The following is a 26,189-nucleotide window of genomic DNA, read 5'->3' on the forward strand; positions in this document are numbered from 1 at the left end:
GGCGGCAGGCTAGCTCTGGCGCAGCATCGTCATCATGGTCGCCGACATGGTAGCGATCAGTTTCTCGCGGCCGTCGTCGCTGGCATAGGCATGGCCTTCCGAGACGACAAGCGTACGGCCCGGCTTCACGACTCTGCCGACGAAACGGAACGTCTGCCCCTTGGCCGGCGCCAATAAATTGATCTTGAACTCGACGGTCAGAATGTCCGCCGTTGCGGGCATCAGCGTGTAGGACGCCAGCCCGCACGCAGTATCGAGCCCGGCCGATACCACGCCGCCGTGCAGGAAACCGTTCTGCTGCGAGAACTTCGCATCATACGGCATCCGCAGTTCAAGCGTTCCCGGCCCGACCTGCGCCAGCGTTATTCCAAACGTACCCAATGCCGGTTGGCCGGCGAATGTCTTTCGGACGCGCGCATCGAAACCCGGATCCTGAACCTGAAATGCTGTCACTGCTGGGGCGTGGTGAAGTCGGTAGGGACGCTTTGCCGGCCGGTGTTGAAGTCGAAGATCTTGCGGAACACGCCGGGCGCCATCGCCGAAATCGGATTGACCCTGAGAACCGGCGCACCGGGGGTTCCGACGACTTCGTAGGTGATGCCGATCAGGCCTTCGTTGCTGCCACCGCCCAGGAACAGTCCGACAATTGGAATTTGCCCGAACATATTGTTCAGACCGTAGAGCGGAACGAAAGTACCGCTCATCTTCACCTGATTGACGGGATAATCGATCACCCCTTCGATGGTCGCGCCTATCGTCGGGCCGCGAAGAACCCCGTCCTTGACCCGCAACTGACCGCTCTGGCGGGTGAATTCCGCGCGCATGCCGGAGAACCCGACGCCCTGCGAATTCGCTCCCGGTGCGTTCGCCACCGCGCGGTCAAGCGCGGCTTCGCCTTTGATCGTGAAGTCGCGGACGTTCAACAGTCCTTCCTGCGGCGACGTGTCGGACGTCGGCGGATCGACCGCGATCCACATCTTGCCGCCGTTCATTTTCGCGTAGGTATCGGTGAAACGGAAAAACGCACCTGCGTCGCCCGTCTCCAGATACATCACGTCACGCCCCTGGCCTTGTCCTTGGCCTCGCCCGCGCAGATCGCCGATCACCGGCGTATCGCGTCCCAGCTTGCCACTGAGCGAGAACGATCGGATCGCTCCGGCACGGCGCGTGAGTTTCAGGTCTATGCTGCGAACCGCCTCGCCATAAAAGCCGGCAAGCGCGCCGAGCTTGGCGTCGATATCGATGTCAAAATTCTTGGATTTTTCCTTGGTATTCGGATCCCTGCCCGACATCGCGCTCTTGATGAAGCCGCGGCCGTCGAACACCTCACCCCGCATCGTGACCTTGAGCATTCCATCCGGCTGCCGCTCGGCCTTCAGGTTGGCCTTGTCGCCCTCAGATGGCGCGAATGTCGGAAACGATGCATTGACGAGATCATTCTTGTCGTCGATTTCCAGCGAGCCCTTGATGGACGTGCCGTTGCCGTCGATGACGATATCCTCGAAGCGTGTGCCTTGAGGCTTTTGAATGACGTTAAACGTCATCTTGGTCGCTTTGCCCGCGACCTTGGTCCAGCCCGGCAACAGGTTATCGATACGCGCCGCGGTCAGATCGGCTTCGACGCCGAAGCGATTGTCACGATTGTCGCCTTCGCCGCCGGCAATCTTGCCGATCAGTTTGATGGGAATGGCGCCGCTCAGGCTTTGTCCAAGATCCACACCAAGGCGCGCCCGGGCCGCATCGTCGAGGGTCGCCGACACGCGCACGTCGGCGTCGCCATCGCTCGTCTTGCGGTAGTCAAGGGCCGCGGGCTGTCCGCCAATCTTGACGTCGCCCCTGACCCGATAACCCTGATTGTCCGCGACCACCTTGAGCGAATTCGCTTCGAGTTTCTGATTCATCGCGAGCTTGTCGACGGCCAGCGCGCCAAGGTCGAGACTGATCGAATAGGTTGTGTCGGCTTTCGTCAGCGCATTCTTCAAAGGCATCGCAAGCGTGACGATCGCGGACACCGTGCCCTTGCTCGAATTGGGATCGATCACCGTGTCGCCAGCTTCGCGCAGCCGTTCCGATTGCAGGACTTCGGCGGCCGCAGGAACCGGGCCATCGATCCGGAAGCGCACTTTGGTGGGCGCGGGCTTTGGTGCGAGATCCGGCACTTCAAACGTCAGATCGGAGATGCCAAGTCGTCGGCCGGCCGGAGTATCGACCGCACCCTGCCCCACGTTGATGTTGACGGTCCGTCCGCTCACACGCCCCTTCATGTCGGCATCACGAACCAGAGGCATGTCATCGACGGGCCGCACGGTCAGGCCATTCGCCAGAAAATTCACCGACAAGCCATCGTCCGGGATCGGCGGGCCGCCGCGCACAAGCGTATGAACCGGCGCATTGACGGCAATGTCGAGCCTCTGGACCGTGCCGCGATCCACCCGCTCCGTGATCCATTCGCGCACTTCAGGCACGATCAGCACAGGCCAGATGCGCTTTAACACGGCGATCGGCATCGGCGTCGCGGCCATTCCAAGCCGCAAACGTGCCTCGCCTGAATAATCGATGCTTCCCGAACCCGCGATACCGATCTCGCCGTTGCTGATATCGCATTGAGTCAAAAGCACGCGCCGGTTTTCCGTATCAAACCGCACACGGACCGCGATGCGGTTGAAGATCGAGGGCGCCTCTCCGTCATTGCCGGCAAGCAGAATGGTTCCGCCGCTCAAACCGAGCTGCCAGTTCGGTATGCTGTCATTAGGCGGTTCGAGATGCGCCAGCAAAGTGATGCGATTGGCGCCTGCGTTAACATGAAATGGCGCCACCATGACCCGGCGTCCGGCATCCCATTCGACACGCGCATCGGCGTGGTCGATCACCATCGGATAGTCCGGCACATTGAGGTCGACGATTGTGCCCTTGCCGGCGACGATCTCGCCCCGGAAATAGGTTGGAAGCCCGTCGCGGCCGATCTCGCCCTTGAACTCGCCGCTGAGCGGCATGTCCGCGGCGTAGGTAAAATCCTTCAAACGCGCTGCGAGCAGCAGGTTGTTGGTCGGGACCTTGTTCGCGCTGATATCGATCGAGCGCACGCCATTCGACGGCGCACCCACGGCCACTTTCAGTTCCCAGCCGTTCTTGCCTTCCTCGCCGACGCTGAAAGCGGCGCCGCCACCGAGCGGACGCCGCAGGCTGAGGCTGATGTTGTTGAAGTTGATGACACCGCCATTGCGCTGATCCTCAACCGTCAGCACGCCGTTGCGCAATCCGATTTCATTCAGGCTCTGACCGTCGAGCCCTTTGGCGCTGAGACCATCGAGCCATTCCAGTGCGGCGAGCAGTCCGCTCGTTCCGTTCGAAGCCGCGGCCGACGTGGCCGGAACTGGGGGCGGTGCCGGCGATGCCTGAAACGGCAAAGACGTAGGGCCTGAAACAGTCTGTGGCTCCGGCTTGACGGGAACCTTGCCGGTCGCGAGCGGGCTGTTGCTTTGACCGGTCGAAACAATCACGCGTCCGTCGGGCGTGATCCGGACCGCGAGTTCGGCGCCGACAAGGCGAAGCGTCTCGGCACGCAGACGCCCCATGATCAGCGCCGTGCCTGACAGCCTTACTTCCGCCTTCGGCGCGCTTGCGACAATGTTGCTCGCCTTGTCCCGCACAACGATATCACGCAGCCGGACCGCAATCCTGATCCGGCCGGCGCGCTCGATCTGCGTGCCGCCGACTTGAACGGTGTGATCGTGCCCGAGGTTCTCCTCGATCGCCGATGCCAGCCACGGCGTCACGACATCGAGATTGACCGGTCCCGCGCCAAGCCGCAGCCACAACGCGCCAAAACATCCGGCGAAGATTATGCCGAGCGACATCAGGACGACGACGGTCCGCCCGATCCATGGACTGCCGGCGATTCGGCGGCGGCGCCCGCGAAACCAGTCCGTGACGCGATGAATTCCGATGCTTGGCCGATTGAGCAGCTTGATCGCCCGGTCACACGCCGCATCGTCATGGTGATTCCAGCCGGAATCATCCCAATGCCGGTGCTCGTCTGCAGCCTTCGCGAAGGCTTTCTGGGGCTCTGATCTCGGCATTGCCTCTCGGTATTGATCGTCAGCCTGGTCGAGCCGCCGGGCGTCAAAGCGTCAAATTGGAGACTCGCTCCGTCGGAGTGTCGCCAGACTAAAAGCCCGGTCTTAGTTTTCTGTATCGCCCGTTATTCGACCGTCCGCATGGGAAAGTCGTAAATTTAGAATGTTGGCTATTCACCATACCTCGGGGACGTCAGATTTGCCCAGCCGAAGAAGGCAGCTTTAATGGTCCGGTTGCGAGTCTTGCGAATCCCAAAATACCCCGCTGAAAGCGACGAAAGGAAGGCGTATGTCCAAGAAAACGCGTAAGAAATCGTCCAAATCGACATCAAAGGCCAAGGGCGGAAAAGCCAAGCCCGCCAAGCGGCCCACCGCTAAAAGCGGTACCGTTGCCCGTAAAGTCGCGAAGAAAGCCAAAGCTAAAACCGGGACCACGAAAAGCACCGCGACAAAAAAGAAGAGCGCCGCAACCACCTCAAGGCGCTCCGGTACGAAGGCTGTAGCTGCCAGGAAACCCGCAGCACTTACCCCAGTTCGCATGGCCGAACCCCTCACCGAAGGGCAATCCGCACCGGCATTCGCGCTACCGCGTGATGGCGGACAGTCGGTCTCGCTCGCGGATTACGCCGGCCGTAATCTGGTGATCTTTTTCTATCCACGCGCCGACACGCCGGGATGCACCCTTGAGGCGGTCGCCTTCAGCCGGCTCGCTGAAGCCTTTGCGGAAGCACGGACTGCCGTTCTCGGCGTTTCGGCTGACCCGATCGCTGCGCAGGAGAAGTTTCGCGACAAGCACGGGCTGACGGTTCCGCTGGTTTCCGATGAAGAGCTTGGCATGTTGACGGCCTATGGCGTCTGGGGCGAAAAATCGATGTACGGGAAGACCTTCATGGGAATCTCTCGGACAACGGTTTTGATCGACCCCGAAGGCAAGATCGTCAGAATCTGGCGCAACGTGAAGGTCGATGGACATGCCGACGAGGTGCTCGCCGCGGCCCGAAGTACCTGAGAATTCCATTCCGTTTTCCGTAAATTAACCATGAAAGGTTCAAATCGGCGCCTGTAATTGAGCCGTCCGGGCGCTTTCGGGCGGTGCGGGAGTACCGATGTCGAACCGTTCCGCCCACTATCCTGAACATCCGCAACATCACCACGCGCATGACCATGCGAGAGCGCCCCAGCGGCGCCCTCAGCATGGTCATCATCGTCCCGACCGAAATGGCTACACCATTGTCCATCACGGCAAGGCGGTACGGTTCGGACCGGTGGTGTTCTGGATCGTGGCGGGGTCTATTGTCATCATGGGCGCGTGGTCGGCGGCGACGGCCACCTATTTTGCCTTCCGAGACGACGTGCTGACCCGCCTCATCGCCCGCCAGGCGGAGATGCAGTACGCCTACGAGGACCGCATCGCCGAGCTGCGCGCGCGTGTCGACCGCACCACCAGCCGTCAACTGCTCGATCAGGAGCAGTATGACCAGAAGCTCAACCAGATCATGCGGCGGCAGGCGCTGCTTGAATCACGTGCCGCGGCCCTCAATGCCATGCCGGATACCGCCCCTACCGGCTCGATCAAGCCGACGGCACGCGGACCGCAGTCGACCGACGCCGGCGCGGCCACAGGCGTGCCGAAACCATCACCGATCAACGACACCGTGATCTTCGTGACACCGCCCGACCGCGAAGCGCGGCTTGAATCCCGCACGCCTCCGGCCGCTCGCCCGCGCACGGAATTCGCAAAGGCCAGTGGTGTCGACAGCGTCCTGACCAACCTGCAAAGCGCGCTCGACAAGGTCGAAGGCCGCCAGACCGCCGCACTCAATTCGGTCGAAGAGAGTTATGAGTCGCGGATGCGCCGGATGCGCAGTGTGATTACGGACCTCGGTCTCGATATGGCGCAGCTCGAAGCCGCGACGCCCAAGGGCGGCGTGGGCGGGCCGTTCATACCAGTCACCAGGCCATCGTCCGATGCCAGCACGTTCGACCGCCAGTTGTACCGGATCAATCTAAGCCGTGCACAGGTCGACAAACTCACACGCACCCTGTCGCTTGTCCCGTACCGCAAGCCGGTCGTCGGCAATGTCGAATTCTCCTCCGGTTTCGGCGTGCGCAGCGATCCCTTCCTTGGCCGCCCCGCGATGCACAGTGGGCTGGATTTTCGCGCCTCTACGGGCGATCCGGTTCGCGCAACTGCCCACGGCAAGGTCATCAATGCCGGATGGAGCGGCGGCTATGGCCGCTTGGTGGAGATCGATCACGGTAACGGCCTGTCGACGCGTTACGGGCATCTGTCGGCCATCAACGTCAAGATTGGCCAGCAAGTCACCATCGGTCAGGTGATTGGCGAAGTCGGCTCGACAGGCCGCTCGACCGGCCCTCACCTGCACTATGAAACGCGGATCGATGGCGATGCCGTGGACCCGCAGAAGTTCCTCCGCGCCGGCGTTCGCCTCAGCCAGGGTTAAGTTCCAACTCCTGAGCGACTGAACAGCCGAAATACCCTTCCGTCCATGACCAGCAACGCGCTTCCAATGACGAGGGCGCCGATGATCTCGCGGCCTTCGATCCTCTCGTCCAGAATGAAGTATCCGAGCAGGATCGCGCTGACCGGAACGAGCAGCGTCACCAGCATCACGTTGCTTGCACCGGATCGAATGACGATCTGAAAGAAAATGATGAAGGCCAGGGCGGTCGAGAGCGATGCGAGGCCGAGAACCGCCAGCCACGTCACGTATCCGGGCACTTGCAGTTGCCAGGGACGATCGAAGACCGCGGCCAGAACGAGCATCATCACGCTCGCCGAGATCAACTGAAACGTTGCTGTCCCGATCGGCGGCGAGCCGGCCAGCTTGCGTGTCGCCCATAGAGCGGAAAATCCGAAGCAGATCGTTGCGCCGAGGCAGAGCGCGATACCAATGCTTTGACGCGAGCCGAGATCGAAATCGAAGCCCTTCAGGATGAAGACGCCGCACAGACCGAGCAGCACTCCGGCAACACGCCGCAGAATGAGTTTCTCTTCTCCGAAAACCGCCGCCACCAGAACGGTAAAAACCGGCGTCGTGGCATTCACGACGGAGGCCGTCCCGCCCGGGATGTAGGTTTGCCCCATCACGATAAGCGAAAAGGGCATCACATTGTTGATCAGCGCCATAATGGCGTAAGGGCGCCATCCCGCGATACCGACCGGAAACGGGATGCGGTTGATCCAGAGCATCGGCAGCAGGATCAGCGCCGCAATCGACAGACGCAGGAAGACCAGCGTGAGCGGCGGCAATTCTTTCAGCGCCACACCGGTGAAAAAGAATGTGCCGCCCCAGAGGACCGACAGGAAGACCAGCCGCGACCAGTCGCGCTCATCCATACGCAGTTCGGTTTCGGGAAGTCTCTCTTGGACGACAGCCATGCCCCAGAGGGATACGCGGTGGCACTGCTCAGAACCACCCGCTTCCCGACAACCCGGTTCTGCGTCTGGAGCGTTTTCAAGCGAAGTGGGCGCCGGTTCGCGTTAAGAAAACGCGATAGCAAGACTCTAATCCACGTCCTCAATGGCGCCAGGCGTGGTGCCGAACGCCTTCTGTGCCAGCGTCGCTGCCATGAATTCATCGAGATCGCCATCGAGCACGCCGGACGTATCGGAGGTCTGCACCCCGGTGCGCAGGTCCTTCACCATCTGATACGGCTGCAACACGTATGACCGGATCTGATGACCCCAGCCGATATCGGTCTTGGCGGCCTGATCGGCGGCGGCTTTTTCCTCGCGCTTCTTCAGTTCGATTTCGTAAAGCCGCGCGCGCAGCATGTCCCAGGCCTGCGCCCTGTTCTTGTGCTGTGAACGGCCGGCCTGACAGACAACCGCAACGCCTGTCGGAATATGTGTCAGACGCACAGCCGATTCTGTCTTGTTGACATGCTGGCCGCCTGCACCGCCTGAACGCATCGTATCGGTGCGCACATCGGATTCCTTGATGTCGATCTTGATGCTGTCATCGACCACCGGGAAAATCGCAACACTCGAGAATGACGTGTGCCGCCGGGCGTTGGAATCGAACGGCGATATCCGAACAAGCCGGTGCACGCCCGCCTCGGTCTTTAGCCAGCCATAGGCATTGTGGCCGCTGATCTGGATTGTCGCGGATTTGATACCGGCTTCTTCGCCTTCGGTCTCTTCAAGGTATTCGACCTTGAACCCATGCTTCTCCGCCCAGCGCGTGTACATACGCAGCAGCATCGAGGCCCAGTCCTGGCTCTCGGTGCCGCCGGCACCGGCGTGGACTTCGAGGTACGTATTGAATCTGTCGGCCTCACCCGACAACAGCGCTTCCAGCTCCTGCTTCGCGACGTCTTTTTTCAAAGCTTTGAGCGCGCTTTCAGCTTCAAGAACGACGCTCTCGTCCTTCTCGGACTCGCCAAGCTCGATCATTCCAGTCTGGTCTTCGAGCTCGCGCTCGATCTTGCCGATGCCAGTAAGCTGATTCTCGAGCGACGTCCGCTCCTGCATCAGCTTCTGGGCCTTCTGCGGGTCGTTCCAGAGATTGGGATCTTCGGCGAGAGCGTTCAGTTCGGCGAGGCGTGCCGTGGCAGCATCGACGTCAAAGATGCCTCCTCAGCAGCCCGACTGACTGCTTGATCTCTTCAACAAGGCGTTCGATTTCGGGGCGCATGACAATTCCAGCTTGCAGCAACGCTGCGATTCAAATGACGTGAGGGATGTAACGGCTGACGGCTGTCAGCGCAACGTGGCGCGTTGCGCTAGTACAGGCCGCCGGTACCCGGCCGGAAAATGGCGCGGTCCGCATCCGGCGAAACACCGGGTGAGCGCCCGTCAGCGTCAGCCACGCCGATAACCGAGTAGTTGTCGGGTGGTGCAGTTCCGGGCTTGAAGGCTTCGAGGATTGTCCGGCCACTGTCACCCGGCCCTGCCCGCATGCCGCTCTTGGCATCGACACGGATGAGCTTGATGCCGGCAGGAACCTTGAAGGGCACCGCAGGCTTGTCAGCCAGCGCAAGCTTCATGAAGTCCTTCACCACCGGCGCAGCGAGGTGGCCGCCGGTGCCGCCTCGGCCGAGATTTCGCGGCTTGTCGTAGCCGATGTAGACGCCAACCACGAGATCGGGCGAGAAGCCGATGAACCAGGCGTCCTTCTCGTCGTTGGTCGTGCCGGTCTTGCCGGCGATCGGTTTGCCAACTTCACGCAAGACGGTCGCGGTGCCGCTCTGCACGACACCTTCCATCATCGACGTGATCTGGTAGGCGGTCATGGAATCCAGCACCTGTTCGCGGCGATCGACCAGCGAAGGTTCTGGCTGGTTCTTCCAGACATCGCCGGCATCGCAGCCGCGGCATTCGCGCTGATCGTGCTTGAAGATGGTGTGGCCATAGCGGTCCTGAATACGATCGATCAGTGTCGGCTTCACCCGCTTGCCGCCATTGGCGAACATCGAATAGGCGGTCACCATGCGCATCACGGTCGTCTCGCCGGCGCCGAGCGCGTAGGACAGATAGTTCGGCAACTCGTCGTAGATGCCGAAGCGCTTGGCGTACTCGCCGATCAACGGCATACCGACGTCCTGCGCGAGGCGCACCGTCACCGTGTTCAGCGACCTGATGAGCGCGTTCCGCAGCGTGGTCGGTCCGTAATACTTTCCGGTCGAATAGTTTTCCGGACGCCACACGCCTGCGCCCTGCCCCTGATCGATTTCAATCGGTGCGTCCACCACAACCGTCGACGGCGTGTAGCCATTATCCATCGCAGTCGAATAGACGATCGGCTTGAAGGACGAACCCGGCTGACGATAGGCCTGCGTTGCGCGATTGAACTGGCTCTGGTCAAACGAGAAGCCGCCGACCATGGCCACGACGCGCCCGGTCCACGGATCCATAGCAACCATCGCCCCGGAAACTTCCGGGATCTGACGCAGCCGGTACTGTCCCTCGACCTTGTTGCCATCCTTGTCCAGCAGCGGATCGACATAGACCGCGTCGCCCGGTGCAAGCACCTGTGTCACCGCGGTCGGCGTTTTGAAACGCGTCGGACCGGCGGCCGCCTTCGCCCACCTCACACCTTCCAGCGAGATCAGTCCTGTTTCGCGAGTCTTGGAGATCGCGCCGCCAAGCTCGCGGCCGGGCTGAAAGCCGATCCGCGCCGACTGGTCGCTGGTCTCAAGCACCACGGCCATCCGCCAAGGCGAAATGTCGGAGAGCGATTTGACCTCCGCGAGCTTCACGCCCCAGTCGCCGCCAAGATCGATCTTGTGCGGCGCGCCGCGCCAGCCCTGGGCTTCGTCGAACTTGACCAGCCCGGCCACCATCGCCTTGCGGGCCATGATCTGAAGCTTGGGATCGAGCGAGGTGCGCACCGAGAGACCGCCCTCATAAAGCTTCTTCTCGCCGTAACGCTCGAAGATGTCGCGGCGGACTTCTTCGGCGAAGTATTCACCTGCGAAAATATGCGCCGCATTGGAGCGCGACGTCACCACAAGGGGTTCCTTGCGAGCTGCAACAGCATCGGCCTGCTTGATCCAGCCGTTTTCGGCCAACCGGTCGATCACGTAGTTGCGGCGCTCGATGGCGCGGTCGCGGTTACGTACAGGATGCAGGCTCGAGGGCGCCTTCGGCAACGCTGCCAGATAGGCGGCTTCCGCAATGGTGAGTTCGTTGACCGACTTGTCGAAATAGACAAGCGACGCAGCCGCAATGCCGTAGGCGCTGAGGCCGAGATAGATTTCGTTCAGATACAACTCGAGGATCTTGTCCTTGGTGTAGGTGCGCTCGATGCGCATCGCCAGCAACGCTTCCTTGATCTTGCGGTTGAAAGAGACTTCGTTGGTCAGAAGGAAGTTCTTCGCGACCTGCTGTGTGATGGTGGACGCACCCTGCGGGCGGCGGTTGGAACCGTAATTCTGTGCGTAGAGGACCGCGGCGCGCGCCATGCCGGTGAAGTCGATGCCGCCGTGCTCATAGAAATTCTTGTCCTCTGCCGCGAGGAACGCATTGATCACGGGTTTCGGAATCGCCTGGATCGGCAGATAAAGCCGGCGCTCCTTGGAGTATTCGCCGAGCAGCGAACCGTCTGCGGCGTGAACGCGAGTCATCACCGCCGGCTCGTAATCCTGTAACTGGGAATAGTCCGGCAAATCCTTCGAGAAGTGCCAGATCGCTCCGGCAACCGCGGCGACGCCGACAAGGAACACGATCGTTCCGGCCGCGAACAGGAAGCCCATGAACCGCAACAGCAAGCGCATCGTCAGTATCCGTCCTTAGCGTCTGGGCGCGATCACGGCGCACTTCAGGGATTCCGAACCGAACTATACCATTCGCCATCCGCGCGTGGATCGATTCTGGTCTCTTCCCGGCCCAAATTTCTATAGAGCCGCTGCTGTGGCCAAACTAGGGCCTCGGCGACCAATTGCCCTGCAAATTCAACCCCAAGGGGCTTAATTCGAAGGGCCAGTGGAAACCACGCGTTTTCCGAGGAAGGCATCCACCGCCTGGGCGACGGAACCGACCGTGCGGGACCGCCAGCTTTCAGAGACCAGATGCTGGAGATCGTCCTTGTTGGACACGTAGCCGAGTTCGACCAGCACCGACGGAACGTCGTGCGCCTTCAGGACCTTGAACCCCGCAGACTTCAGCGGATGCTTGTGCATGCGAGCGACACCCTTCATCTCATTGACGAGAGTGCGGGCGAAACGGTTTGAAAACGTTCGGGTCTCGCGCTGGGTCAGCTCGATCAGGATGTCGGCCACCTCCGCCGGTTCCTCGGTCAGATTGATGCCGGCAATGGCATCGGCCTTGTTCTCGGCCTCGGCGAGTTTCTCAGCTTCGGCGTCGGAGGCGCGTTCCGACAACGTGTAGACGGTCGCGCCCTGGGCATCGCCCTCCCGCTTGGGCAAGGCATCGGCGTGAATGGAAACAAATAACGCAGCCGTATTGGAGCGGGCGATCCTCACCCGCTCTCCGAGCGGGACGAAGGTGTCGTCGTCGCGCGTCATGACAACGCGGAACTTGCCACTTTTCTCGATCCGATCCCGCAGCGCTTTGGCGAAATCCAGCACCAGCATCTTCTCGCTTTCGCCGGTGGCCGCCTGCGTGCCGTTGTCGATGCCGCCATGACCGGGGTCAATAACGATGACCGGACGGGAATCCGTCGTCTTCGCTGTCCGGGTTGTGCCCGTCGTTTCAACTGCGGTGCCACTGGCGTCGGCGATGATTGCAGGACGCAACTGCACTTTGTCCTCGCCCGGAGACGACGCCTTGAACGCCGATCCTTCAACCGCGGCCAGTTCGACCACGAGGCGCGCCGGCTGCCCGTTGGCCGGGTCGATGACGTAGGTCTTCTCAATCTTGGCCGGACCGGTCAGGTCGAAAACCACCCGCGATCCGCCGGGCATGACGAGGCCGTAGCGAAAGGCGCGAATCAGACCGCGCCCTTCCTTCCCCACGCCGGGGGAAAGATTGAAGGTGACTTGGGGGATATCGACCACGACGCGATACGGATCTGCGAGCACAAACGCCCGGGCATCGATCTTGCGGTCGAGGTCGAGAATGAAACGGGTCTGCTTACCATCGCCCGCCACGCGCACGTCGGAGGCGACTGGAAACGCTACCGCAACCACCGGCTGCGGCGGCTGAGATTCGACCGCGAGAGCCCGGGGAATCGGCAGGCACAGAAATGCTGCGGCGCACACCTGCGCGACAGCCCAAAATGCGCGATAATTCATGTGGCTCGTCAATGAATCCGCAGCCTCCGGACACCTCATACCGCAATAGAACCGCGCAGTTAACGGCCCCTTACCACGCCTGCGACGATTACCCGAGTGTGTTGCAACGCTGTGACGCTTCCCTTGCCAGAAACGGCCATTCGACGTATGTAGGAGGGGCTGACGGTTTAAACTTGCGGTTGTGTCGCGTTCAGCTTCCCGGTGCAGCGCCAGTTCCTCACATTCAATAAGAGGTTCCAGCGTACCTTCCGACCCTCCACAGCCAGCGCAGCACGCGGCTGATACGGAGCGGCGGTTACCAGCCCGAGCGGCCACCTTCATGACCGGCGACCGTTGCCGCAAGGCAGCGGACCATCGAGAGCCAGCGCGCGCGTCTTGCGCCGCGTTAGCACTGCCAGCAGCGAATCCGCTGGCAACGTCGGCGGCAGGATACGGCGGCACTTTGCCGCCACATTGAATTAGACGGGCCGACGCTTGATGCGCCAGACTCTATTGCCGAACGGGATTGGTCAGAAAATCCCATCGACGCCAGCATCGATACGACGCGAATCTTTTCCGCGTCGCGTTTCGCTGACGTTGCGATCGGCACGGTGCCTCGGGCGGCGTTTTGGCCTTCCCCTCACCCCCGAATCAGGTGGACCGTCACGTGACCCGGCTACGCGCAACGCGCTGGCCGCCGAACGCACCGTTCGCCGTCAAGAGCTCAAAAATGCCCAACAAAATGTTGATCGATGCCACCCATCCGGAAGAGACCCGGGTGGTTGTGGTCCGCGGCAATCGCGTCGAGGAATTTGATTTCGAGTCTGCCCAGCGCAAGCAACTGCGCGGCAACATCTATCTCGCCAAAGTCACGCGCGTCGAGCCGTCGCTGCAAGCCGCCTTCATCGAATACGGCGGCAATCGCCATGGCTTTCTGGCCTTCAGCGAAATCCATCCCGATTACTATCAGATCCCGGTTGCCGATCGACAGGCCTTGATCGAGGCCGACGAGCGCGCGCACCGCGAGGCCGAGGAAGAATCGGAAAACCGCTCCAACCGCCGCCGGTCCCGCCATCGGAGTTCGCGACGCCGTAACAGCGGCGAGCGCGTGCAGAGCGAAGTTATCGAAGGCGCAAGCCCGGAGGCGGAAGCCGCGCAGTTGACGGACGCTGCTCAGGTCGGCGACCACGCGCCAGATTACGGCCATGACGATGCCCATCACGACCATGACCACCCGCATGATGACGCACATCATGGCGAACATGATCACCAGCATGGTGAAGCTCATGACGTTGCTGCCCTCCCCGCCGGCGACGCTCACCATCAGGAACATCATGCCGATGACGCCGCGCCAGTCGCAGCATCCGAAGAAGCGTCAGCGCCGGTAGCTGCGCACGATGACCATGCACATGACGATCATTTCCATGACCACGGGCATGATGATCATGAGCACCTCGATCATCAGCACGAATCGCATGCGCACGACGAGGCTCACGATGCGCCCATCGTTCCTCACGGCGACCATCAAGACGAACACCACCCCGACGATGCGGATGGCGACGACGACGAGGACGGTGACGACGCCGAAGAGGAAGTCGTCGAGTCGGTTGGCGGCGACGACGTGCTGGAAGAGGTGCCTGAGCGCGCCTTCCGTCCGCGCCGCCAGTACAAGATTCAGGAAGTCATCAAGCGCCGCCAGGTGATGCTGGTTCAGGTCGTCAAGGAGGAGCGCGGCAACAAGGGCGCTGCGCTGACAACCTACCTCTCGCTCGCGGGCCGTTATGCCGTACTGATGCCCAACACCGCACGCGGCGGCGGTATCAGTCGCAAGATCACCTCGGCGCAGGATCGTTCGCGCCTGAAGGACGTGGTGCAGGATCTCGATGTGCCGGAAGGCATGGGGATCATCCTGCGTACCGCCGGTGCCTCGCGCACCAAGCCGGAGATCAAGCGCGACTTCGAATACCTGATCCGGATGTGGGAAACCGTCCGCGACACCACTCTGAAATCGCAGGCCCCTACTCTCGTTTACGAGGAAGGCTCGCTGATCAAGCGTTCGCTGCGCGACCTCTACAACAAGGAAATCGACGAAGTCCTCGTCGCCGGTGAAGCCGGTTTCAACGAAGCCCGCGATTTCATGAAGATGCTGATGCCGAGCAACGTTCGCGCGGTGAAGCAGTACCGCGACGGCCAGCCGCTGTTCTCGCGCATGGGCGTGGAGAGCCAGCTGGACGCGATGTTCTCGCCTACGGTAACGCTGAGGTCCGGCGGTTATATCGTCATCAACCAGACCGAAGCGCTGGTCTCGATCGACGTCAACTCGGGGCGTTCGACCCGCGAGCACCACATCGAGGATACAGCGCTCAAGACCAATCTCGAAGCCGCCGAGGAAGTCGCGCGCCAGTTGCGGCTGCGCGATCTTGCGGGTCTTATTGTGATCGACTTCATCGACATGGATGAGAAGCGCAACAACCGTGCGGTCGAGCGCAAACTCAGCGACTGCCTGCGGCAGGATCGCGCCCGCATCCAGGTGGGACGCATCTCGCATTTCGGTCTGCTCGAGATGTCGCGCCAGCGTATCCGCGCCAGCGTGCTCGAAAGCTCTACCGAGCCGTGCCCGCATTGCGGCGGCTCCGGTCACGTCCGCTCGGTCTCGTCCGTCGCGCTGCAACTGCTGCGCGGCCTCGAAGAAACCCTGATGAAGGGACCGACGCACAATCTGACGGTGCGCACGCGCACCGACGTTGCGCTCTATGTGCTCAACCACAAGCGCGGTCACCTGCGTGATCTCGAAAGCAGCTTCAAGGTCACGCTGGCGGTCATCGCCGATGCGACGATCAGCGGGCAGCAGTCTTACGTGATCGATCGCGGCGAAGCCGTTCATACGCTTGAAGCCGCCAAGGCTATCCTTGCAGCGCAGCTCGCCGCATCCCCGGCCCCAGTCGAGGACACCTACGATTACGAGGATGACGAAACCTTCGAAGCCGAGGCCGAGTTTGAAGGTGATGATGAGGACAGCGCAGAAGCGCAATCCGCCGACGCAGCTCCTGCCGCCGAAGGCGAAGAAGGTCCGCGCCGCAAGCGCCGGCGCCGCAGGCGTGGCCGTGGCGGAGAAGCGCGTGACGGAGTACAGGCGGCCGATCGGGGCGACGCACCCGCCATCGCGTCACAAGACGACACCGCCAGCGATGACGGCGATGAAGGTGACGACGAGCAGGACGATCAGAATGGCGAACCGCGCGCCGAGCAGAACGCGAATGGCGAACGCCGTCCGCGCCGCCGTGGGCGCCGCGGCGGCCGTCGCCGGCGTGGTGGTAACGACCTGAGCGGAGCAGAAGGCGGTCAACCCGGCGAGGGAATCGTTTCGACGATTGCCGACGATTTGGGAACGCCGCCCGAGTCCGAATCCGCCGAAGCGGTCGCCGATCTGGCAGCGCCGGCAGAGCCGGTCCGCGAGGAACTTCCCGCTCCGGCTCCGCAGCCGGAACCAGTGACGCACCACATCTCAACCCCGGAAGAGACCGAAGCTCCGCGCAAGCGCTCGACTGTTCGCGAGAAGGTCAGCTTCTTCTTCGGTGAGGCGCCGAAACAGGAGTCTCAGCCCACTCCGGTTCAGACACAGACTCCAACTGAACCAGAGTCTCCACAGCCGCAGACCGAGACCGCCCAGCCGCGCCGTGCGGGCTGGTGGTCGCGCCGCGGCGAGTAACATCCGAGTACTGGTCACGAATAAACCGCCCGCTTCACAGCGGGCGGTTTGCGTTTGGACCCTCAAATCTGCAATCAGCCTTTGGTGAGCCAGCGCGTGATGCGCGCCACCGCTTCGGTGATTTCCTGCGTCGAGCGCGAGTAGGAAAAACGCACGAAAGACTTTCCGTGGAATGGGTCGAAGTCCACACCGGGCGTCGCCGCGACATGCGCCTGCTGCAACATGGTCTTGGCGAACTCGAAGCTGTCGGCGCTGAACTTGGAGACATCCGCATAAAGATAGAACGCGCCATCCACAGGCAGGAATTCCATCAGCCCGACTTTCGGCAGCCCTTCGATCAGGATGCGCCGATTCTCCTCATAGCCGTGCTTGATGACATCCATTTCGGCACATCCGTCGAATGCGGCTTCTGCCGCGATCTGCGACAGGGTCGGCACGGAAATCGACAGGTTCTGCTGCAACGTCTCGACCGAGCGCACCAGCGCCTCCGGAACGACGATCCAGCCCACACGCCAGCCGGTCATGCAGAAGTACTTCGAAAACGAATTGATGATGATCGCCTCGGACGAAAGCTCGGCGGCCGTCACCGCCGGAAACGCGTAGTCGAGCCCGTGATAGATCTCATCCGAGATGAAGCGAATGCCCGCGCTATCCGCTGCGGCAATCAGATCCGCCATCGCCTCGCGCGTCATCATGGTGCCGGTCGGATTCGCAGGACTGGCGACCAGTACGCCCTTGAGCGGCGTCTTCCGATGGGCCTCGAGCAGCATCTCTCCTGTGAGAGCATGCCGCGTGGCGCTGGTTGTTTCGATCAGGACGGGCTCACATCCGAGCGCGCGCAGAATATGACGATACGGCGGATAACCCGGGGACGTGATTGCAACACGGTCGCCGGGCTCAAACGCTGACAGGAACGCGAGAACGAAAGCGCCCGAGGAGCCTGTAGTAATGACAATGCGAGCAGGATTGACATCCTGTCCGTAGGTTTCTCGGTAGTGGCGCGAAATCCGCTGACGCAGCGATGGAATGCCGATCGCCGCCGTATAATCGATCTTGCCTATATCGAGCGCGGCGCGCGCGGCCGCGATGGCCGTCTGCGGCGCGGGAGCAGCGGGCTGCCCCACCTCCATGTGAATCACGCGACCGCCCTGGGCCTCGATCCTAGCGGCAGCCGCCATCACATCCATCACCATGAACGGCGGGACATTGCCGCGGGTGGAGGGCGTTAAAAGGCCTTTTGCCTTGTCTGTGAGCGTCACGTCCAGTGTCCTGAATCCGAAGTTCGCCTCGTTTTGCATCAATCTCCATAGCGAACTTCGGATTCAAAAGGACACTGGAAAATTACAATTCTAGTGTGGTTTTGGTTCGCAAGTCCGCAAATGTGCGCGCTGTGGAAGTAATGCGGACTTGCGAACCACCACACTAGCATGAAATCTGCTATTCCCTTGGAACCGCGGCATGCAAGGAAAGCATGCGGCAACGTGCCGTTGTACCGCCGTATTCGGCGTCTTGTTAGACCGTGATTTTAGCACCCTACAGGCCTCCGCTCCATTGCCAAGCTCGCTGACCAAGCCATGACAGATGCCCTCTTGACCACGCCATCCGAAGCCTCCCGCGTTCGCGCAGGGCTGCCCGGAACGTCATTCGCACGGCGTGCGACGGCGATCGTCACTGCTGCGGCGCTGCTCGTCGGCTCATGGCCGGCGCATGCGCAGCAGGGCGGCCCGCCCCTCCTGCGCGATGCCGAAACCGAGCAACTTCTACGCGACTATACGCGGCCGATCCTGCGGGTCGCCGGTCTCGAGAAGCAGAACATTCAGGTCGTCATCATCAACGATCCCACGTTCAACGCCTTCGTCGCGGACGGACGCCGCATTTTCGTGAACTACGGGGCATTGCGAGAATCTGAAACGCCGAACCAGATCATCGGCGTGCTCGCCCACGAAACGGGGCACCTCGCCGGCGGACATCTCTCAAAGCTGCGCGAACAGGTTTCCCGCGCCCAGACCCAGATGATCATCGCCATGTTGCTGGGCCTGGGCGCAGCCGTTGCAGGCGCGCGTGCAGGAGCCGGAAGTGCAGGCGCCGCTGCGGTTGCGGCACCTCAAGCCGCGATCATGCGCACCATGCTCTCCTACCAGAGGCAGCAGGAAGAAAACGCGGACAAGGCCGGCGTGAAATTCCTCAACGCCACCGGCCAGTCGTCCAAGGGAATGTACGAGACGTTCAAGCGGTTCTCCGAACAGGGGCTGTACTCGTCCCGCGGCGCTGATCCGTACAATCAGTCGCATCCGATGCCGGCTGAACGCGTCAGGGCGCTTGAGGAACTGGCGAAATCGAGCCCCTATTGGGACAAGAAGGACGATGCTGCCTTGCAGCTTCGCCATGACATGATGCGGGCAAAGGTGTCCGGGTTCATGGAGCGCTCGGACACCGTGTACCGCCGCTATCCGCCTTCGAACGACAGCCTGCCCGCCCGCTACGCCCGCGCCATCTCAACCTATCGTCACGGCGATCTGCGCAGCGCCCTCTCCCAGATTGATGCCCTGATCAAGGTCCAGCCCAATAACCCTTATTTTTACGAGTTGAAGGGTCAGGCGCTGCTGGAAGGAGCCAAGCCCAGCGAGGCCATCGCTCCGCTGCGCAGAGCTGTTCAACTGTCCAACAATGCGCCACTCATCGAGATGTTACTTGGCCAGTCCTTGGTGGCATCGGACAATAAGGCCTACGCTGAGGAGGCCATCAAGATTCTGCGCACGGCACTCTCCCGGGAACCGGAAGCGGCGCTCGGATATACGCAGCTTGCGATGGCATACGGCCGCAAGGGGGACTATGCGGAAGCCGATCTCGCCTCGGCCCAGGCAGCCTATCTGCGCGGAGACCAGAAAACGGCGCGGGACCTTGCCTCTCGCGCGAAGACAAGATTTGCGATCGGCACACCAGGTTGGGTCAAGGCCGACGACATCGTTAATACGAAGCCGATAAAGAATTGAACCCGGCGTAGCATCGCTGCACACAGCCCGAAGGAATATCCATGCTCTCGCTCCGCTCTCTTGCCCCCCTCGCCTTTGCACTTGTGCTGGGTCTGCCCGCCGTGTCGTATGCCCAGTCGTTCAACGACACGCAGAAGAGCGAGATTCAGAAGATCATCAAGGATTACCTCATCGCCAATCCCGAACTGCTCGAGGAAATGTCCGCAGAGCTGCAGAAGCGGCAGGCAGCCGCAGAATCGGAAAAGCACCGTGCCGCTGTCCAGAAAAATGCAGAGGTGATCTTCAACTCGCCGCGCGGTGTCGTTGTCGGTAACCGGGACGGCGACGTGAATTTCGTCGAGTTCTTCGATTACAACTGCGGCTACTGTAAACACGCGATGGCCGACATGCTCACCCTGATGAAGTCGGACTCGAAGCTGCGGGTCGTACTGAAGGAATTCCCAGTTCTCGGACCGAGCTCGGTGGAAGCGGCTCAGGTCGCTGTCGCGGTCCGCATGCAGGACCCGAGCGGGAAGAAGTATCTCGACTTCCATCAGAAGCTGCTGAACGGGCGGGGACAGGCCGACAAGGCGCGCGCCATGGCGGCGGCGAAGGAAGCTGGTCTTGATATGGCCAAGCTCGAGAAGGACATGGCCAGCCCCGAGGTCAACGCCACCCTCAACGAGAACTTCAAGCTCGCCGAGGAAATGGGCCTGAACGGCACGCCCAGCTATGTGATCGGAAAGGACGTCGTCGTTGGCGCGGTCGGCGCGGCCGGGCTCGCCAAGAAGATATCCGAAGCCCGCTGCGGAAAGGCAACCTGCTAGGCCAGGCACCTTGGCCGAACGGTTCTTCAGGAACATCCGTTAAGATTGGTTAACCAACGATTTCAAGGCTTTCCGGGGCTTTTCAGGTGATTTCTGAATGATTTGGCGGGGGATGGCGAAGCCGATCAGGCTTCCCTCCCGGCTCCATGTTGCCTATAAACCGCCCGAAGCTGCGCGCACCCGCATTATTCCGCCGACATTGCTGGATTTGATTTTCGGATGGCAAAGACGATTTACGTGCTCAACGGGCCGAACCTCAATCTGCTCGGCACCCGCGAGCCGGAGACCTATGGCCATCACACGCTCGCTGATGTGGAGAAACTCTGCCACGACAGCGCTGCCGGCTATGGCCTGACGGCCGACTGCCGCCAGTCGAACCGCGAAGGCGAACTGATCGATTTCATTCACGAAGCCGGCGCGAAGAAAGCGGCCGGCATCATCATCAACGCCGGCGGATACTCGCACACATCGATCGCGCTCCATGACGCGCTGGTTTCTGTCAAACTTCCAACGGTGGAAGTCCACGTCTCCAATATCTACGCGCGCGAGAGCTTTCGTCACCATTCCTTCGTCGCATCGGCTGCCGTGGCAACGCTATGCGGCTTCGGAATCGATGGCTATCGCCTCGCAATCAGCGGCCTTGCCGCGAAGATCGGCGCCAAGGCGAAAGCCTGATACGCCTGCCTGTCATTTACTGAGAAAGCTTCGGATTACACATGGCCTCCTCGCCGAAAGAACCATCTGCTCCCAAGGAAAAACCGGCCGACGAGCGCGAACTCATTCGCGAACTGGCAATGCTGCTCGATGAAACCAATCTCACGGAAATCGAGATCGAGCGTGCCGGATTGCGTCTGCGGGTCGCGCGCAACATCAGCATCGCGGCACCCGTCTCCTACCAGCCTGCCGCTGTAGCTGCTGCCACGGCGTCCGCACCTGCGCCGGCTGCGGCTGCGGCCGCACCCGCCGATATTTCAAAGCACCCCGGCGCAGTGCCGTCGCCGATGGTCGGCACGGCCTATCGTGCCTCAGAGCCCGGCGCGAAGCCGTTTATCGATGTCGGCAGCAAGGTGAAGGTCGGCGACACGCTGATCATCATCGAAGCGATGAAGACGATGAACCAGATCCCGTCGACGCGCGCAGGCACCGTTACGCAAATCCTCGTCGAAGACGGCCAACCGGTCGAGTTCGGCGAACCGCTCGTCATTATTGAATAGAAACGCGCCGTCGTCCTGGGGTGCGAGGGCAAGGCCCGAGGATGCGGCGCCGTCACCCTTCGAGGCTCGCAAGTGCTCGCGCCTCAGGATGACGGAAGAAGGCAGGCACGATGTTCGACAAGATCCTGATTGCCAATCGCGGCGAGATTGCATTGCGCGTGTTGCGCGCATGCAAGGAACTCGGCATCGCGACCGTTGCGGTTCACTCCACCGCCGATGCGAACGCCATGCATGTCCGTCTTGCGGATGAAAGCGTCTGCATCGGACCGCCGCCCGCGAAGGACAGCTATCTGAACATACCGGCGTTGCTTGCCGCGTGTGAGATCACCGGCGCTGACGCGGTCCATCCCGGCTACGGTTTCCTCTCGGAGAATGCACGGTTCGCCGAAATTCTCGCCGACCACAATCTGCATTTCATCGGGCCGAAGGCGGAGCACATCCGTCTGATGGGCGACAAGATCGAAGCCAAGAAGACCGCCAAGCGCCTCGGCATTCCTGTGGTGCCCGGCTCCGACGGCGGCATTGGCCCCGGAGACGACGCCATGGCCATCGCCAAGCAGATCGGCTTTCCGGTCCTGGTGAAGGCGGCGGCGGGCGGCGGCGGCCGCGGCATGAAGGTTGCGCCGACTGAAGCTGATCTCCTGCTGGCCCTCTCCACTGCCAGCAACGAAGCCAAGGCGGCGTTCGGTGACGGCTCGGTCTATCTCGAAAAGTATCTCGGCAAGCCTCGCCACATCGAAATCCAGATTCTCGGTGACGGCCGCGGCGGTGCGATCCATCTCGGCGAGCGCGACTGTTCGCTGCAACGCCGCCACCAGAAGGTGTGGGAGGAAGGTCCCTCGCCGATTCTGAATGCAGCCGCGCGCGCGAAAATTGGCGAGACCTGTGCCAAGGCGATGCGCGAGATGCAGTATCTCGGCGTCGGCACCATCGAATTCCTCTACGAGGATGGCGAGTTCTATTTCATCGAAATGAACACGCGTATTCAGGTCGAACATCCCGTGACCGAGATGATTACCGGAATCGATCTGGTCATCGAACAAATCCGCGTCGCCGCTGGCGGCGATTTGCCCTGCACGCAGGAAGACATCGTCATCAACGGTCACGCGATCGAGTGCCGCGTCAACGCCGAGAACCCGGTGTCCTTCCGGCCTTCGCCCGGCAAGATCCTGCAGTACCATCCGCCCGGCGGGCTGGGGGTGCGGATCGATTCAGCCGTGTATCAGGGCTATGTCATTCCGCCCTACTACGACTCGCTGGTCGGCAAGCTTATCGTTCACGGCAAGACCCGCGGCGAGTGCCTGATGCGCTTGCGACGCGCTCTGGACGAGATGGTGGTGGACGGCGTCGAAACCACCCTGCCGCTGTTCCGCGGACTGGTGCGTGAGCCCAGCATTATCGACGGCGACTACCATATCCACTGGCTTGAGCATTACCTGGCCGCCGGCGACACCAAGTCCTGAGCTACGGGTTTTCCCGACGGGTTGGTTCCAGAAATGGAACTAAATTCGTATTTGCGCGTTATCGCGCACGTAAGCTATGGGTAGGCTTCAGGGGTAGTAATTTGAATTTTCAGCGATTTATTTATTCCGGCAACATCGCAGGGCGGACGTGACACGGGATAAGGCCCGCCGGCGTACGCTTTGGCAGATTGCCTTGCTATCAGCGGGCTTTCTGGTGCTGGTCGCGATCAGCGTCATTTCCATCGTTCTGGTGAACAAGGCGCGCGACGACAGCCGCTGGGTGGTTCACACCGTCGAAGTCGAAAATCAGATATCGACCGTCCTGCTGGATATCAGGCGCGCAGAAAGCGCTGCCCGAGGTTACCTCCTCACGTCGCAACCCAAATTTCTGGCGGAGCACGAGACTGCAATCCAACGCATCTTGCCGGGCATCGACACGCTCACAAGACAGATCAGCGACAGCCCGGTTCAGATCGAGAACAGCAAGAAATTCCGCGAATTCATCGAATTGCGTCTCGCGGAATTCACAAAAGCTGTCGACTTCGTGAAAAGGAACGACATTCCCGGCGGCGTGGCGATGTTGCGCGACGGTAGTGGCACCGCCGTTCAGCGCATCACTGAGATCGCCACAGCCATGCGCGCGGAGGAAGACCGTCTTTTCCAGGCACGAACCGCCGCAGCCGACCGCAGCCAGACTCTCGCAGCGGTTGTCACAACAGCCGGTTCAGGCCTGGTGCTCCTTTTGGCTGGCGCTTCACTGTTTCTGGTGCGGCGATCAACGCGTGCGCGCGACGAAGCCGAGCGGCAACTGCGCGACAACAATCTCAACCTCGAAGCGACTGTTGAAACACGCACCGCTGATCTTCGCGAAGCGAATGAAGAAATCCAGCGCTTTGCCTACATCGTAAGCCACGACCTGCGCTCGCCGCTTGTGAATATTATGGGTTTCACAAGCGAGCTCGAAGAGTTGCGCAACGACATCTTCACCCGCATCGCGAAGTACAGCCGCGCCGCCGCAGCAGCGCCCGCAATTCCCGAAGCTATCAATGACCTGGATCCGGGCGTCTCCCCGGAGCTTCAGGCGGAAGACAAGCAACTATCGCAGGACTTTTCGGAAGCACTTGGCTTCATCAAGTCGTCTATCGGCAAAATGGATCGTCTGATCTCCGCTATACTCAATCTGACACGCGAAGGTCGGCGCGATTTTCGCCCTGTAGAAATCGACACCAGAGAACTGATCGAGACAATCATCTCGTCCGTGGCGCATCAAGCGTCTGAGGCCAATGCGCAAATCCGCGTCGAGCCGCTGCCGAATATTGTCAGCGATCGCCTCGCATTGGAACAAATCTTCTCCAATCTCGTTGATAATGCTCTCAAATACCTCAAGCCGGGCGTGCCGGGCGACATCCTGATCAAGGGCCGCCCCAAGCTCGGTTTTGTGATCTTCGAAATCACTGACAACGGACGTGGTATCGATCCGAAAGATCACCAAAGGATATTCGACCTGTTCCGCCGGGCCGGTCTTCAGGATCGTCCGGGACAAGGCATCGGTCTCGCCCACGTCCATGCGTTGGTACGCCGCATGGGTGGCACCATCAACGTCTCCTCAGAACTTCACAAGGGCAGTACTTTTACGGTTACATTGCCTGCGCAGTGGAATTTCGGAACTCAAGGAAAAGAAGAATGAGTTTGCCAGTTAAGATCATCATGATCGAAGATGACGAGGGCCATGCCCGCCTGATTGAGCGCAATATCCGGCGCTCCGGTGTCAACAATGAGATCTTGCCGTTCACCAACGGTACAGATGCGGTGAAGTACCTGTTCGGCAAGGACGGCTCAGGCGTCGATCATAGGGATCAGGCGCTTCTGATCCTGCTTGACTTGAATCTGCCCGACATGACCGGGATCGAGATCCTCAAGCGGATCAAAGAAAACAGTCACGTCAAATGCGCGCCGGTTGTCGTACTGACAACCACGGACGACGAGCACGAAATCAAACGCTGCTACGAGCTGGGCTGCAACGTCTACATAACCAAGCCCGTGAATTACGAAAGCTTTGCCAACGCGATCCGCCAACTGGGATTGTTTTTTTCAGTCATCAAGGTTCCACCTGTCAAAACATGAAACCTGCAACGCCTCTCCTTTTGTACATTGACGACGATGCCGATCTTGCGCGGCTGGTCGAGCGCGGGCTGAAGCGGCAGGGTTTTGCCGTCGAGCACGCGGCTGACGGCGCGAGTGGGCTTGCACGTATCAAGCAAGGCGGTGTCGATGTGGTGGCGCTCGATCAGCACATGCCCGGTCTCGACGGTCTGGAGACGCTTGCCGAAATCCAGAAGATCCCCGATGCGCCGCCGGTCATTTTCGTGACAGCGTCGCAGGACAGCAAGATCGCGGTCACCGCGCTCAAGGCGGGCTCTGCCGACTATCTGGTCAAGGATACGCAGGGAGAGTTTCTCGCCCTGCTCGACGTCGCCGCAAAGGGCGCCATCGAACAGGCGCTGGTGCGCAAGGCCCGCGACGATGCAGAAGCAGAAGTTCACGCCTCGCGTGACCGTTACGCTGCGCTCGCCGCGGAGCGCGAGGTCCTGCTGCGCGAAGTGAACCACCGTGTCGGCAACAGCTTGCAGATCATCGCTTCGCTGCTGCATCTTCAGGCGAATTCAAGCTCAGACGACGACGTAAAGGCCGCATTGACCAATGCTATGGGCCGCGTCGCCGCGGTCGCGCAGGTTCATCGCCGCCTCTATACATCGCAGGACCTGAAGACGGTCATGCTGAACCAGTACCTCGAGGCCTTGCTGGAGGATTTGCGCCGCTCGACCGAAGGCAACCGGATGTCGCGGCTGACGCTGAAAGCCGAGCCCGTCGAGATCGACCCTGATCGCGCCGTCGCGATCGGCATCATCGTCAACGAACTGGTCATGAACGCCGTCAAATATGCCTATCCAGACGGTGCTGGCCCCATTCACGTCGAACTGCGGTCATGCAATGGAGGCCTCGAGCTGTCGATTTCCGACGATGGCGTCGGCTTGCAGGTCAAGCAGGATCCCCGCTCCACCGGCATGGGCCAGCGTATCGTGAGCGCCATGGCGCAAAAACTCGAAACCAAGGCAGAACGTGATCCATCCCACGCTGGAACACGTATCGTGTTGCGGCTGAAGAGCGCCGCACAGCCACAAATCAGGCAGTTTGCCAGCACGGCTTGACGGTCGCCGAAGGCCGCAC

General features: G+C 61.1%; 18 protein-coding genes. 11 read left to right on the forward strand and 7 right to left on the reverse strand.

Going from position 1 to position 26,189, the window contains the following annotated elements; translation table 11 throughout:
• Window positions 1-9 precede the first annotated feature (9 nt).
• Window positions 10-453 carry a PaaI family thioesterase gene (locus ACP7AL_RS21570; RefSeq protein WP_425994147.1) on the reverse strand — a complete coding sequence of 148 codons (444 nt, stop codon included), beginning with the start codon at window positions 451-453 and terminating at the stop codon, window positions 10-12.
• On the reverse strand, window positions 450-4,079 hold the full coding sequence (locus tag ACP7AL_RS21575) for a DUF3971 domain-containing protein (RefSeq protein ID WP_425994149.1): 3,630 nt from the start codon (window positions 4,077-4,079) through the stop codon (window positions 450-452). Before ACP7AL_RS21575 ends, ACP7AL_RS21570 begins: the two co-directional genes overlap by 4 nt.
• 286 nt (window positions 4,080-4,365) lie before the next feature.
• Here ACP7AL_RS21575 and ACP7AL_RS21580 point away from each other — a divergent pair, with 286 nt between their 5' ends.
• A complete protein-coding gene (locus ACP7AL_RS21580; protein ID WP_425994151.1) occupies window positions 4,366-5,085 on the forward strand; it encodes a peroxiredoxin in 720 nt (239 codons plus the stop codon).
• Window positions 5,086-5,182: 97 nt separating this feature from the next.
• Window positions 5,183-6,541 (forward strand): peptidoglycan DD-metalloendopeptidase family protein, encoded by a 1,359-nt coding sequence (locus ACP7AL_RS21585; RefSeq protein WP_425994153.1) that lies wholly within the window; start codon window positions 5,183-5,185, stop codon window positions 6,539-6,541.
• On the opposite strand, the gene ACP7AL_RS21590 is transcribed toward ACP7AL_RS21585, so the two are convergent.
• The 4 genes from ACP7AL_RS21590 to ACP7AL_RS21605 all read right to left on the reverse strand — a co-directional run bounded on the left by ACP7AL_RS21590 (window position 6,538) and on the right by ACP7AL_RS21605 (window position 12,797).
• Window positions 6,538-7,479 (reverse strand): DMT family transporter, encoded by a 942-nt coding sequence (locus tag ACP7AL_RS21590; protein WP_425994155.1) that lies wholly within the window; start codon window positions 7,477-7,479, stop codon window positions 6,538-6,540. The two genes, ACP7AL_RS21585 and ACP7AL_RS21590, sit on opposite strands and share 4 nt — an antisense overlap.
• A 126-nt stretch (window positions 7,480-7,605) precedes the next feature.
• Window positions 7,606-8,737, reverse strand: a protein-coding gene (gene prfB, locus ACP7AL_RS21595; protein WP_152544108.1) for a peptide chain release factor 2 whose coding sequence is annotated in 2 segments (ribosomal slippage) — window positions 7,606-8,667 and window positions 8,669-8,737 — 1,131 coding nt in all. Because the reading frame shifts where the segments join, the coding sequence is not laid out codon by codon here.
• A gap of 88 nt (window positions 8,738-8,825) precedes the next feature.
• Entirely contained in the window at window positions 8,826-11,318 is a 2,493-nt protein-coding gene (locus tag ACP7AL_RS21600; protein ID WP_425994158.1) for a penicillin-binding protein 1A, read from the reverse strand.
• Between the two features lie 192 nt (window positions 11,319-11,510).
• The gene (locus ACP7AL_RS21605; RefSeq protein ID WP_425994469.1) at window positions 11,511-12,797 is read right to left on the reverse strand and encodes an N-acetylmuramoyl-L-alanine amidase; all 1,287 of its coding nucleotides are present in this window, start codon (window positions 12,795-12,797) and stop codon (window positions 11,511-11,513) included.
• Window positions 12,798-13,506: 709 nt separating this feature from the next.
• Here ACP7AL_RS21605 and ACP7AL_RS21610 point away from each other — a divergent pair.
• Window positions 13,507-16,485 carry an Rne/Rng family ribonuclease gene (locus tag ACP7AL_RS21610; RefSeq protein ID WP_425994160.1) on the forward strand — a complete coding sequence of 993 codons (2,979 nt, stop codon included), beginning with the start codon at window positions 13,507-13,509 and terminating at the stop codon, window positions 16,483-16,485.
• A gap of 74 nt (window positions 16,486-16,559) precedes the next feature.
• Here ACP7AL_RS21610 and ACP7AL_RS21615 read toward each other — a convergent pair whose 3' ends face one another.
• Window positions 16,560-17,678 (reverse strand): pyridoxal phosphate-dependent aminotransferase, encoded by a 1,119-nt coding sequence (locus ACP7AL_RS21615; RefSeq protein ID WP_425994471.1) that lies wholly within the window; start codon window positions 17,676-17,678, stop codon window positions 16,560-16,562.
• Window positions 17,679-18,059: 381 nt separating this feature from the next.
• Here ACP7AL_RS21615 and ACP7AL_RS21620 point away from each other — a divergent pair, with 381 nt between their 5' ends.
• The 8 genes from ACP7AL_RS21620 to ACP7AL_RS21655 all read left to right on the forward strand — a co-directional run bounded on the left by ACP7AL_RS21620 (window position 18,060) and on the right by ACP7AL_RS21655 (window position 26,170).
• Complete coding sequence (locus tag ACP7AL_RS21620) at window positions 18,060-19,478, forward strand: M48 family metalloprotease (RefSeq protein ID WP_425994161.1); 1,419 nt, start codon at window positions 18,060-18,062, stop codon at window positions 19,476-19,478.
• 41 nt (window positions 19,479-19,519) lie between these two features.
• Entirely contained in the window at window positions 19,520-20,284 is a 765-nt protein-coding gene (locus tag ACP7AL_RS21625) for a DsbA family protein (RefSeq protein ID WP_425994163.1), read from the forward strand.
• Window positions 20,285-20,503: 219 nt separating this feature from the next.
• Window positions 20,504-20,959, forward strand: coding sequence for a type II 3-dehydroquinate dehydratase (gene aroQ / locus ACP7AL_RS21630; protein ID WP_425994165.1), 456 nt, complete (start codon window positions 20,504-20,506; stop codon window positions 20,957-20,959).
• A 41-nt stretch (window positions 20,960-21,000) separates the two neighbouring features.
• A complete protein-coding gene (gene accB / locus ACP7AL_RS21635) occupies window positions 21,001-21,498 on the forward strand; it encodes an acetyl-CoA carboxylase biotin carboxyl carrier protein (RefSeq protein WP_425994167.1) in 498 nt (165 codons plus the stop codon).
• A 110-nt stretch (window positions 21,499-21,608) separates the two neighbouring features.
• Window positions 21,609-22,961, forward strand: coding sequence for an acetyl-CoA carboxylase biotin carboxylase subunit (gene accC, locus ACP7AL_RS21640; RefSeq protein WP_425994169.1), 1,353 nt, complete (start codon window positions 21,609-21,611; stop codon window positions 22,959-22,961).
• A gap of 148 nt (window positions 22,962-23,109) precedes the next feature.
• Complete coding sequence (locus ACP7AL_RS21645; RefSeq protein ID WP_425994171.1) at window positions 23,110-24,648, forward strand: sensor histidine kinase; 1,539 nt, start codon at window positions 23,110-23,112, stop codon at window positions 24,646-24,648.
• Window positions 24,645-25,085 (forward strand): response regulator, encoded by a 441-nt coding sequence (locus ACP7AL_RS21650; protein ID WP_006020386.1) that lies wholly within the window; start codon window positions 24,645-24,647, stop codon window positions 25,083-25,085. The genes ACP7AL_RS21645 and ACP7AL_RS21650 overlap by 4 nt, the downstream gene beginning before the upstream one ends.
• On the forward strand, window positions 25,082-26,170 hold the full coding sequence (locus ACP7AL_RS21655) for a sensor histidine kinase (protein ID WP_425994173.1): 1,089 nt from the start codon (window positions 25,082-25,084) through the stop codon (window positions 26,168-26,170). The genes ACP7AL_RS21650 and ACP7AL_RS21655 overlap by 4 nt, the downstream gene beginning before the upstream one ends.
• Window positions 26,171-26,189 lie beyond the last annotated feature (19 nt).

Origin of the sequence: Afipia sp. DC4300-2b1 (assembly GCF_049895725.1) — a bacterium.
In the GTDB taxonomy this organism is placed as follows: Bacteria; Pseudomonadota; Alphaproteobacteria; order Rhizobiales; family Xanthobacteraceae; genus Afipia; species Afipia broomeae.